This is a genomic window from Xanthomonas sp. NCPPB 3959 (assembly GCF_056675575.1).
This window is the reverse complement of sequence record NZ_JBWWVR010000012.1, coordinates 94,883-106,594: the sequence shown is the minus strand read 5'-3', so window position 1 is coordinate 106,594 and position 11,712 is coordinate 94,883. Positions and strand designations below refer to the sequence as shown.

Sequence of the window (11,712 nt, the reverse complement as noted above, 5' to 3'; positions counted from 1 at the left end):
CTTCCGGATTGGCCGCGCGCGTGCCGCAATGCCTGATTCCGGCCGCCCTTCTTCGCAGGAGCCAGACGTAAGCGACGTGGCCATCAGCGTGGCCGACGTGCTGGCTGCGCAGGCGCGCCTGCGCAAATACCTGTCGCCTACGCCGCTGCATTACGCCGAGCGCTTCGGCGTGTGGTTGAAGCTGGAAAACCTGCAACGCACCGGCTCCTACAAGGTGCGCGGCGCACTGAACGCGTTGCTGGCGGGGCTGGAACGCGGCGACGAGCGTCCGGTGATCTGTGCCTCGGCCGGTAACCATGCGCAAGGGGTGGCGTGGTCGGCGTATCGGTTGGGCGTGCAGGCCATCACGGTGATGCCGTACGGCGCGCCGCAGACCAAGATTGCCGGTGTCGCGCACTGGGGCGCCACTGTGCGGCAACACGGCAATAGCTATGACGAGGCGTTTGCGTTTGCGCGCGAGCTGGCCGACCAGAACGGCTACCGCTTTCTGTCCGCCTTCGACGACCCGGACGTGATCGCCGGGCAAGGCACCGTCGGCATCGAACTGGCCGCGCATGCGCCGGATGTAGTGATCGTGCCGATCGGCGGCGGCGGGCTGGCCTCCGGGGTGGCGCTGGCACTGAAATCGCAAGGCGTGCGCATCGTCGGCGCGCAGGTGGAAGGCGTGGATTCGATGGCCCGCGCCGTACGCGGCGACTTCCGCGAAATCACCCCGGTGCCCACGCTGGCCGACGGTGTGAAGGTCAAGATTCCCGGCTTCCTGACGCGCCGTTTATGCGCGAGTCTGCTCGACGATGTGGTGATCGTGCGCGAGGCCGAATTGCGCGAAACCCTGGTGCGTCTGGCGCTGGAAGAACACGTCATCGCCGAGGGCGCCGGGGCACTCGCCTTGGCCGCCGGTCGCCGCGTTTCAGGTAAACGCAAATGTGCGGTGGTCTCTGGCGGTAATATCGACGCAACTGTGCTGGCCACCCTCTTGTCCGAGGTGCGGCCGCGTCCGCCACGCAAGCCGCGCCGTCGCAATACCGAGCGACTGCGCAACGAACGCAGCGCCAAGTCACTTCCCGAAACACCCGTTCTTTCCCGCCCATCCGCAGTCGCTCCAACGCCTGTCACCGCCATCGCCGTAGAGGAGTCTTCCTGGTGAACACGACCGTATCCAACCAGACCCCGCGTATCCGAATTTTCGACACCACCCTGCGCGACGGCGAGCAATCCCCCGGCTGCAGCATGACGCCCCAGCAAAAGCTGGTGATGGCGCGCGCGCTGGACGAGCTCGGCGTGGACATCATCGAAACCGGCTTCCCGGCCAGCTCGCATTCCGACCGCGAAGCTGTCGCGATGATCGGCCGCGAGTTGCGCCGCCCCACGCTGGCGGTGCTGTCGCGCTGCCTGCAGGCCGATATCGAAACCTCCGCCCGCGCACTGGAAGCAGCCGCCAATCCGCGCCTGCACGTATTCCTGTCCACCAGCCCATTGCACCGCGAGCACAAGCTGCGCATGAGCCGCGAACAGGTGCTGGAGTCGGTGCACAGGCATGTGACGCTGGCGCGTGGCTACATCGACGATGTCGAGTTCTCCGCCGAAGATGCCACCCGTACCGAAGAGGATTTCCTGGCGGAGGTCACCCGCGTGGCGATCGCCGCCGGTGCCACCACGATCAATCTGCCGGACACGGTGGGCTTCACCACGCCGGAAGAAATCCGCGGCATGTTCTCGCGCCTGATCGCCAGCGTGGAAGGGGCCGACACCGTCATCTTCAGCGCGCACTGCCATAACGATCTGGGTCTGGCGGTGGCCAACTCGCTGGCGGCGATCGAAGGCGGCGCGCGCCAGGTCGAATGCACCATCAACGGCATCGGCGAGCGTGCGGGCAACTGCGCGCTGGAAGAAATCACCATGGCACTGAAGGTGCGCGGTGCGTTCTACAACATCGATACCGAGATCAACACGCCGCGCATCGTGTCCACTTCGCAGTTGCTGCAGCGCCTGGTCGGCATGCCGGTGCAGCGCAACAAGGCGGTGGTCGGCGGCAATGCGTTCGCGCACGAGTCGGGCATCCACCAGCACGGCATGCTGCGCCATCGCGGCACTTACGAAATCATGCGTCCGGAAGACGTGGGCTGGGAGTCCTCGCAGATGGTGCTGGGCCGTCACAGCGGCCGTGCGGCAGTGGAGCAGCGTCTGCGCGCGTTGGGCTATTTGCTGGAAGAAGATGAGGTCAAGCTGGTCTTCGAGCAGTTCAAGGCATTGTGCGAGAAGCAGCGCGTGGTCACCGACGCCGATCTGCAAACATTGATGCAGGATGCCACCGTGCAGGAAGGCTACCGTCTGGCCTCGATGACCATCAGCGATGTCGGCAGCCGCGCGAACGCGCTGGTGGAGTTGTCCGATCCGGAAGGCAATCGTGTTGCCGAAACCGCGCAAGGCAATGGTCCGGTCGATGCGCTATTCGGTGCGCTGGCGTCGGCCACTGGTGTGAAGTTGGAACTGGACAGCTACCAGGTCCACAGCGTAGGCATCGGTGCGGACGCACGTGGCGAAGCCAGCCTGAGCGTGCGCCACGACGGCGTGGAATACGAAGGTACCGGCACCAGCAAGGACATCATCGAAGCCAGCGCGCTGGCGTGGTTGGACGTGGCCAATCGCCTGTTGCGTCAGCGCCAGCGTGGCGTGGTTGCTGGCAAGACGGCTGCGGTGGCGTAGCGCTGCAATCAACTCGACGATGTAAACCTGACGGCTAGCGGAGTGATCTGCTGGCCGTCTTGCTTTTCGGTGGTTGGTGATTTGAACGCTTTCTAAGAATGCATTGCTTGCCGATCAGCAGCCGCGAAGAGTTGGAGCGCGGTGCCGCATCGACCAATCCCACGCGCGACGTCTGCTGGCTTCGTGCAAATGCCTCGATCACTGCGGGCGCTTGCACGCGTACCGGCGTGGGACACGCCGCAAGTACGTCCGTGTAGGCTCTTACGCGGCATCCATGCCGCGTAAGGTCCCACGCCGGTACGCGCGCAAGCACCTCCGAATATTGTTGGTGGCTGAAGGAAAGCGTTACTTGATTGATTGATCATGCTTTGGAGCGCGACCTTCGCTGGCGGAATCATGGCAAAGCGATAGGCGAAAAGCTGCATCGACTATCGACTGCGGAATCCGAAAGCATTACGCCCACAAAAGGCAATGCTTGCCCATTAGCAACCGCAAAGAGTGGGAGCGCGGTGTCGCGTCCAGGGGCGGGACCATGTGGCGGCATGGATGCCGCCACTGAGCCTCCACGGACGGATTCACGGCGTGTCCTGCCACTGGATGCGGCACCGCGCCATCGATAAGCCCAAAAACGCAAGCGGCCATCGCCCAATAAAGCGATGACCGCTGTTATCTCAACAAATGACAAACCGAACGATCACGCTTACAGCGCAGCAACCACCGCATCACCCATCGCGACCGTGCCGACCTTGGTCGTGCCTTCCGACCAGATGTCGGCAGTGCGCAGGCCCTGGTCGAGCACCTCGCCGACAGCGCGCTCGATCGCATCGGCAGCGGCGGCCTGCGCGAAGGTGTAACGCAACATCATCGCCACCGACAGGATGGTCGCCAACGGATTGGCAATGCCCTGCCCTGCGATATCCGGTGCCGAGCCATGACACGGCTCGTACATGCCTTTGTTGTTGGCATCCAGCGAGGCCGAGGGCAGCATGCCGATCGAGCCGGTGAGCATGGATGCTTGATCGGACAGGATGTCGCCGAACATGTTGTCGGTCACGATCACGTCGAACTGCTTGGGTGCGCGCACCAACTGCATGGCCGCGTTGTCCACGTACATATGCGATAGCACAATGTCCGGATAATCCTTCGCGACTTCTTCCACCACCGCACGCCATAGCTGGCTCGATGCCAGCACATTGGCTTTGTCCACCGAACACAGCTTCTTGCCGCGCAAACGCGCCATCTCGAAGCCGGCCTTGGCGATGCGACGGATTTCGCTTTCGCTGTACGGCAAGGTGTCGTAAGCCTGACGCTCACCATTTTCCAGCGTGCGCGTACCACGCGGTTGACCGAAGTAAATGCCGCCGGTGAGTTCACGCAGGATAAGCAGATCCAGCCCCGCAACGACCTCCGGCTTGAGCGTGGAGGCATCGGCCAGCTGCGGATACAACAGCGCCGGACGCAAGTTGGCGAACAAACCCAGCTGCGAGCGGATCTTGAGCAACCCACGTTCCGGACGCAGCGACGGATCGATGGTGTCCCATTGCGGCCCGCCTACCGCGCCCAACAGCACCGCATCGGCAGCGCGCGCACGCTCCAGCGTTTCGTCGGCCAGCGGACTGCCGTACTTGTCGTAAGCCGCGCCACCCAGTTCGTCGTACACCAGGGTGAAACCCAGGCCATGTTGCGCATCGGTCCGCGTCAGCACCTTGACCGCTTCGGCCATGATCTCCGGGCCGATGCCGTCGCCAGGAAGAATCAAAATCTGCTTGCTCATGCAATCCTCGTGAGTTGGCGCCGTAGCGCCCTGAAAATCAACGTGCTGCCCATACCACCAGCACATCGGTGCTGAAGGAACCATCGGCGGCAATCTGAAAGTAGTCGCGCACCTCGTCCACCGCCGCGTCCTGCAATGCGCGAATGGCCGCACGTAACACCTCGGGTGTGCGCATGCGGTCTACCCAGCTCTGATAGTCCAGCTGCAGCCGTTGGCACTGATGACGCTGCACCTGCAAGCCGGCATCGCCCAGCATCTGCAACCATTGCGCCACACTGTAGTCGCGCACATGGCTGGTATCGCGCAGCAGCTCGATCGCCTGCAGGTGCGTGTCCAGCAATGGCAGCCCAGGCGCCACCACGTCGATAAAGGCAGCGATCCCGCCTGGCCGCAATACTCGCCGCACTTCGCGCAGTGCCTGTCCCAGGTCGCTCCAATGGTGCGCCGAGTAGCGGCTGACCACTGCATCCAGGCTGCCGCTCTCGAACGGCAAGCGCTCGGCGATACCTTGTATGGTGCGCACCTGCGTCAGCCCACGCTCGGCGGCGGTGGCCGCCACAACGGTGAGCATGTCGGCAGACAGATCATAGGCCACCACCTCGGCCATCAACGGCGCCAGCTGGAAACTCACATGCCCGGCACCGCAGCCCAGGTCGAGCAATCGGCCGTTGCGATGACCGGCCAGACCAGCGCGGAGTTCGGCGAACTCTGCGCCTTGCGCATGCACGTCGCTATGCAGATAGGCCTGCGCCTGCGGCCCGAACTGCGCAGCAACATGCGCACTCTGCGCTCCCGCATCGGTGGCGTTGGCAACCGAGTTCACTGCAGTGCGCCGAACAACCACGGTTGACGCGCGCGATGGCCTTGTTCGAAGCGACTAATCGCATCGGCGTCCTGCAAGGTCAGGCCGATGTCGTCCAGCCCGTTGAGCAGGCAGTGCTTGCGGAAGGCGTCGATGTCGAAGCTGTATTCCACGCCATCGGGCCGGCGCACGCGCTGCACGTCCAGATCCACGGTGAGTTGGTAGCCCTCGGTAGCCAGGCATTGTTGGAACAACGCATCCACTTCCGCTTCGGCCAGCACGATCGGCAGCAGGCCGTTCTTGAAACTGTTGTTGAAGAAGATGTCGGCAAAGCTCGGTGCAATCACTGCGCGAAAGCCGTACTCGTCCAGCGCCCACGGCGCGTGCTCGCGCGAGGAGCCGCAGCCGAAGTTTTCGCGTGCCAGCAACACACTGGCGCCTTGATAGCGGGGGAAATTGAGAACGAACTCCGGATTGATCGGGCGCTGGCTGTTGTCGCGACCGGGCTCGCCGATATCCAGATACCGCCACTCGTCGAACAGGTTCGGACCGAAGCCGGTGCGCTTGATCGACTTGAGAAATTGCTTGGGAATGATCTGGTCGGTATCGACGTTGGCGCGATCCAGCGGCGCGACCAGTCCGGTGTGTTGGGTGAAAGGGGTCATTAGGAGTGCCGGGATTAGGGAGTGGTAATTGGGGATTCGAAAAAGCTGGAATGCGCAGACCGGTCTTTACGAATCCCGAATCCCCACTCCCAAATCCCCAAGCTCACGCACATCAACGAAGTGGCCGCTGACCGCAGCAGCCGCTGCCATTGCGGGGCTGACCAGATGGGTGCGACCACCAGCGCCCTGGCGGCCTTCGAAATTGCGGTTGGAAGTGGAAGCGCAATGCTCGCCGCTGCCCAGCTTGTCCGGGTTCATTGCCAGACACATCGAACAACCCGGCTCGCGCCATTCGAAGCCGGCGTCCAGAAACACCTTGTCCAGGCCTTCGGCTTCGGCTTGCGCTTTCACCAAACCGGAGCCCGGCACCACCAATGCTTGCTTGATGGTGGAAGCGACCTTGCGGCCCTTGGCAACCGCAGCGGCGGCACGCAGATCTTCGATGCGCGAGTTGGTGCATGAGCCGATGAACACGCGATCCAGATGGATCTCGGTGATCGGCTGATTTGCCCGCAAGCCCATGTATTTCAGCGCGCGCTCGATCGAGTCGCGCTTGGTCGGATCCTGTTCGACGGCCGGATCCGGCACGTGCTGGTCTACCGCCAGAACCATCTCCGGCGAGGTACCCCAGCTGACCTGCGGCTTGATGTCTTCGGCGCGCAGTTCCACCACTGTGTCGAAGTGCGCATCGGCATCGGACACCAGCGTGCTCCACAGCGCCACCGCCGCGTCCCAGTCGGCGCCCTTGGGCGCGAACGGGCGACCCTTGACGTAGGCAATCGTCTTGTCGTCCACCGCCACCATGCCCACGCGCGCGCCGGCTTCGATCGACATGTTGCAGATGGTCATGCGGCCTTCGATCGACAAATCGCGGATCGCGCTGCCGGCAAATTCCAGCGCATGGCCGTTGCCGCCAGCGGTGCCGATCTTGCCGATCACCGCCAGCACGATGTCCTTGGCGGTCACGCCGAACGGCAGCGTGCCCTCCACCCGCACCTGCATGTTCTTCATCTTCTTGGCGATCAGGCATTGCGTGGCCAGCACATGCTCGACCTCCGAGGTGCCGATGCCATGCGCCAGCGCGCCGAACGCGCCGTGCGTGGAGGTATGCGAATCGCCGCAGACCACGGTCATGCCCGGCAAGGTGGCGCCCTGCTCCGGGCCGACCACATGCACGATGCCCTGGCGCGCGTCGTTCATCTTGAACTCGAGGATGCCGAAGTCGTCGCAGTTCTCGTCCAGGGTCTGCACCTGCAGGCGCGAGACGGCGTCGGTGATCGACTCCAGCCCGCCCTGACGCTCGGCACGCGTGGTCGGCACGTTGTGATCGGGCGTGGCGATATTGGCGTCGATGCGCCACGGCTTGCGCCCGGCCAGGCGCAGGCCTTCGAAGGCTTGCGGCGAGGTCACTTCGTGCAGGATGTGGCGGTCGATATAGATCAGCGACGAACCATCGTCACGGCGCGTGACCTCGTGCAGTTCCCACAACTTGTCGTACAGCGTCTTGGCAGTCATTGCAGCAACCCGATTGGCGGATGGTGGGTGCGCCCACCTGGCTGAGTTCGATGCTAGGAGCTTGCCTTCGATAACGCAAATTCATATTGTTTATTCAACAAATGAATTTCAGGAATAGTAATGGACCTGGGCAGCCTCAGCGCGTTCGTGGCGATTGCCGAGAGCGGTAGCTTCTCTGCCGCCGGCGAGGCGCTGCACCTCACCCAGCCGGCGGTGAGCAAGCGCATCGCCTTGCTGGAAGGCCAGTTGTCGGCGCGATTGTTCGATCGCCTCGGCCGCCAGGTGGTGCTGACCGAAGCCGGTCAGGCCCTGCTGCCACGCGCGCAACGCATCCTGGCCGAGCTGCAGGACACCCGCCGCGTGCTGGAACACCTTGGTGCGGCGGTCGGCGGGCGCCTGAGCCTTGCCACCAGCCACCACGTGGGCCTGCATCGCTTGCCCGCCCTGCTACGCCGCTTTGCTGCAGAACATCCGCAGGCGGCGCTGGACATCCAGTTTCTGGATTCGGAACTGGCCTATGCAGCTGTGCTGCGCGGCGAGGTGGAACTGGCGGTGACCACGCTGGCGCCAGACACACGTGCGCCGCTGCGCGCGCAGCCGATCTGGCACGACCGCCTGCAGTTCGTGGTGGCGCCGGATCATCCGTTGGCGGCGATGCGCGCAGTGACGCTGGAGGATGTGGTGGCGCACCCGGCGGTGCTGCCGGACCCGGGCACCTTCACCCATCGCATCGTCGCCGGCCTGTTCGCCGAGCGCGGGCTGGTGCCGAGCCTGCGCATGACCACTAATTATCTGGAGACGATCAAGATGTTGGTGTCGGTGGGCCTGGCCTGGAGCGTGTTGCCGGAGCGCATGATCGATCATCAGATCGTGGCGCTGCCGCTGGCCGATGTCGCGCTGTCGCGTGAGCTGGGTTGCGTGACGCATGGCGGGCGCACCTTGTCGCGTGCGGCGCAGGCATTTATTTCGCTGTTGCATGCGCAGGCGGATCAGGGGCAGCTATAAACATCACCGCCCCACCAAGCGATCCCGCCCCTGCCGCTTGGCCTGATACAGACGGCGATCGGCCAATGCCAGCAATTCACGCCGGCTCGGCGCTTCATCGCTCATCGCCATGCCCATGCTGGCGGTGCAACGCACGGTGGCGCCCTGCGCATCGACATCGATCGTTGCAAGCCGTTGGCGCATGCGCTCGAACAGCGCGCGCGCCTGCGCCGCGTCCAGCCCGATGGCCGCCAGCAGGAACTCTTCGCCGCCATGCCGGGCGGCAAAGCACTGCGCCTGATCGTGTTCGCTCAATGCCTCGCCAATCGCAGACAACACCGCATCGCCGACCTCATGGCCGTAGGCATCGTTGATGCGTTTGAAGTGATCGATATCCATCAGCGCCAACGCCAATGCCGCACCACCGGCGCGCGCTTCGTCGAACCATTGCTGCAGCACGCGCTCGGCCTCGCGCCGGTTGGGCAGCGCGGTGAGCACGTCGTGGCTGGCGCGATACTCCAGCTGGCGCATCAACGCTTCGCGCTCCTGGCTGGCCTGCTGCAGCGCGAGGTTCTTGTCGCTCAACTCGCGTGTGCGCCGGTCGATCACCGTGTTGAGCTGACGCTGGCGTCGGCGGTAACTGGCCGTGCGCCATAAGTAAAACATGTAGATCACACTGCCCAGGCCAAGGATGCCCAGCGCGATCACTTCGCCACGCCGCCACCATGGCGGCGCCAGTTCGATGACCAGGCTGGATTCGCCCAGCAACGCGGTCTGCCGCCAGTCCACCGGCAGCGACATCGCCTGCACACGGAAACGAAAACGGCCCGGCGGCAGATTGGTGTAGATCGCCTCGATGGCGCTGTCGGCATCCACCCACTCCGGGTCGAAGCCTTCCAGCCGGTAGCGATAACGCACCTTGTCCGGCCCACGAAAATTCAACCCGGCATAGCCAATGGCGATCCGTCGGGTATCTGCGCCGAATCGATGCGGGTCGTTCAACGGCTGCACCATGCCATCGACCAGCAAGCGCTCGAACACGATCGGCAAGCGATGGCCCTGCAAGGTGCCCACGCGCGCCGGATCGATCACCCCCAGACCGGCTGCGGTCGGAAACAACAGCTGCCCGGACTGTGTCATCCAGCCGGCCGGCGCGCTGCTGCCGTTGCCCTGATTGCCAGGCATGCCGTCGCTGCGATCCACCACTTCCACACTCAATTGGTCGCGCGTGCCCGCATCGAGCTGGTCGAAATCGCTGCGCGCGATGCGGAACACGCCATGGTTGCTCGACAACCAGAAATAGCCTCGGCCGTCGTCGATCACCCGAAACACCTTGTCGCGCGGCAGCCCGACCCGGTGGTCGTAGACGCGGAATGTCTCTCCGCGCAAGCGCAACAGGCCGCGATCGCTGGCGATCCACAGATCGCCATTGGCATCGCGCAGGAAGTCGAACGCGTTCTGCCCGGGGAAATCCTGCTCGCCCAGCCATGCGCGTGTGCTGCCGTCCGGCGACAGCGCGGTCATGCCGCGATCGGTGCCGCTCCACACAATCCCCTGCGCGTCGCGATACAGCACCTGCACCGAACCGTCCGGCACGCCGTCGGCGGCGGTGTAGTGACGCGCCTTGCCATTGCGCCAACGCACCAGCCCGGCAGTGGTACCGATCCATAGATCCTCGCCATCGGGCAGCACCGCGCGCACCGACATCGACGGCAAGCCCTCGGCTGCACCGATGCGCACCAGCACGCGGCCTTGCGCATCCAGACGCACCACGCCCTGGCTATAGGTGCCCGCCCACACACCGCCGTCGCCGGCGTCGGCCAGCGCCAGCACCGACTGTTCCAGCACGCGCCCGCCCTCGCTGGGCGACAACGACACCCGGCTGATCTGCTCGCCGCGCCAGCGGTCCAGGCCCACCGCGCTGCCCACCCACACCGTGCCATTGGGCGTCTGCAGCACGCTGCGCACGTAATCGGAGGTGAGGCCGTCCTCGTGGGTGACGCCATGCGCGGCGCCTTCGGCAACCCGGAACAAGCCGTGTGTGCTGCCGACCCAGATCAGGCCTTCGGCGTCTTCCAGCAGGGCCGGGCTGGCCACACCGGAAATGGCGATCTGCTCGTCCGGATCGTTTGCGCCGCTGTGCACCACCAGCAGCCCGGTCGACAGACTCATCCATAGATGCCCGCGTCGATCCAGCAACAACGAATCCACGCGTTGGCCCTGACGGAAGCGTTGCAGGCCACCGCCGCGGCTCCACCACCACACCCCGTCGTCGCCAGCCACCAGCAAACCGCCTTCACGGTCGCTGGCCAGCCGTCGCACCGGCGCATCGCGCATGCCATGCGCCTTGCCCCAGGCGGTTGCCGGGCTGCCATCCTGCGGCAGGCGATACAGCCCGACCTCGGTGCCGACCCACAGATCGCCGTCGTCGTCGGCCGAAAGGGCCGTGACGCGTGCACGCGGCAGCCCGGCCTGGCGGCCCACATCGACCACCCGCCCATCGGCCTCGATCCGGTACAGCGTCTGCGGGGTGCCCGCCCACAACGCGCCATCGGCACGCCGCAGCAATGCGCTGACCGCCAGATGCCGCGCGGAGGCATCGCCCAGCTGCTGCCAGTGGCCGTCCTGATAGTGGTAGACCCCATCGAACGCAGTGCCGAACAACATCCCGCCGGTGCTGTCGCGCACCACCACGAACACACCGCCCAGCTCGACGCCCGGGGTGTTCTGACGGTCGTAGACCGTGAAATCGCGGCCGTTGAAGCGCGCCACGCCTTCCCAGGTGCCGAGCCAGATCAGGCCATCTTCGCCCTGCGCCACCGCATGCACCAGGTTGTGCGGCAGGCCGTCGTCCATGCTCCAGCGGGTGACGGTGTGATACGCGGTGTGTTTGAGCGGCTGGGCGAAGGTCGGCCAGGCGCCGAGCAGCACGCAGCACAGCAACGCGCATCGCCACAGCGACGGCCACAACGGCCCGATCCGCAGCACGTACCTGCTGCGGACGCAGCCTGTACGCGTTTGCGCCCCGACCCTGTCCACGCTTTCGTCCCTCGTCTGTCCCGTCTGAAGGTCGCCGACATACGCCGACGTACCGTCAGTCAATCTATCACCGGGGTTTTTTCAGCGCCCTAGGGGTATCCCCTACAGCGGCCCGGCGAGTAATGACACCGAGAGGCATTCAGATGAAACAATTAACGGCGATAAGCAAGCTGGTGCGCGACGCTCAGCATCGGTGGCGGGGCAGACGCCACAGTTTATGAGCGCTT

The 11,712-nt window shown here is 64.7% G+C and carries 8 protein-coding genes; 3 read left to right on the top strand and 5 right to left on the bottom strand.

Annotation, left to right across the window (positions count from 1 at the left end; genetic code table 11):
* The first annotated feature begins 76 nt into the window (after nt 1-76).
* On the top strand, nt 77-1,147 hold the full coding sequence (locus AC1KVG_RS15115; RefSeq protein ID WP_228996136.1) for a threonine dehydratase: 1,071 nt from the start codon (nt 77-79) through the stop codon (nt 1,145-1,147).
* Entirely contained in the window at nt 1,144-2,706 is a 1,563-nt protein-coding gene (locus AC1KVG_RS15110) for a 2-isopropylmalate synthase (RefSeq protein WP_023905033.1), read from the top strand. The genes AC1KVG_RS15115 and AC1KVG_RS15110 overlap by 4 nt, the downstream gene beginning before the upstream one ends.
* Before the next feature lie 700 nt (nt 2,707-3,406).
* Here the strand turns inward: AC1KVG_RS15110 and leuB are convergent.
* From leuB to leuC, 4 genes are all read right to left on the bottom strand, one after another.
* Nucleotides 3,407-4,480, bottom strand: a complete 1,074-nt coding sequence (gene leuB / locus AC1KVG_RS15105) for a 3-isopropylmalate dehydrogenase (protein ID WP_481094925.1) — start codon at nt 4,478-4,480, stop codon at nt 3,407-3,409.
* A gap of 37 nt (nt 4,481-4,517) precedes the next feature.
* Complete coding sequence (locus tag AC1KVG_RS15100; protein ID WP_481094924.1) at nt 4,518-5,303, bottom strand: class I SAM-dependent methyltransferase; 786 nt, start codon at nt 5,301-5,303, stop codon at nt 4,518-4,520.
* Complete coding sequence (gene leuD / locus AC1KVG_RS15095) at nt 5,300-5,947, bottom strand: 3-isopropylmalate dehydratase small subunit (protein WP_481094923.1); 648 nt, start codon at nt 5,945-5,947, stop codon at nt 5,300-5,302. Before leuD ends, AC1KVG_RS15100 begins: the two co-directional genes overlap by 4 nt.
* Before the next feature lie 66 nt (nt 5,948-6,013).
* Complete coding sequence (leuC, locus tag AC1KVG_RS15090) at nt 6,014-7,462, bottom strand: 3-isopropylmalate dehydratase large subunit (RefSeq protein WP_481094922.1); 1,449 nt, start codon at nt 7,460-7,462, stop codon at nt 6,014-6,016.
* A gap of 120 nt (nt 7,463-7,582) precedes the next feature.
* Between leuC and AC1KVG_RS15085 the strand changes: the two genes are divergently transcribed.
* Nucleotides 7,583-8,467, top strand: a complete 885-nt coding sequence (locus AC1KVG_RS15085) for a LysR family transcriptional regulator (RefSeq protein WP_481094921.1) — start codon at nt 7,583-7,585, stop codon at nt 8,465-8,467.
* Nucleotides 8,468-8,470: 3 nt separating this feature from the next.
* Here the strand turns inward: AC1KVG_RS15085 and AC1KVG_RS15080 are convergent, their stop codons facing one another.
* Entirely contained in the window at nt 8,471-11,485 is a 3,015-nt protein-coding gene (locus AC1KVG_RS15080; RefSeq protein ID WP_481094920.1) for a two-component regulator propeller domain-containing protein, read from the bottom strand.
* Nucleotides 11,486-11,712 lie beyond the last annotated feature (227 nt).

Coding starts and splice junctions, on each gene's coding strand:
- leuB (WP_481094925.1), bottom strand. CDS start 4,480: ATGAGCAAGCAGATTTTGATTCTTCCTGGCGACGGCATCGGCCCGGAG.
- leuD (WP_481094923.1), bottom strand. CDS start 5,947: ATGACCCCTTTCACCCAACACACCGGACTGGTCGCGCCGCTGGATCGC.
- AC1KVG_RS15085 (WP_481094921.1), top strand. CDS start 7,583: ATGGACCTGGGCAGCCTCAGCGCGTTCGTGGCGATTGCCGAGAGCGGT.
- leuC (WP_481094922.1), bottom strand. CDS start 7,462: ATGACTGCCAAGACGCTGTACGACAAGTTGTGGGAACTGCACGAGGTC.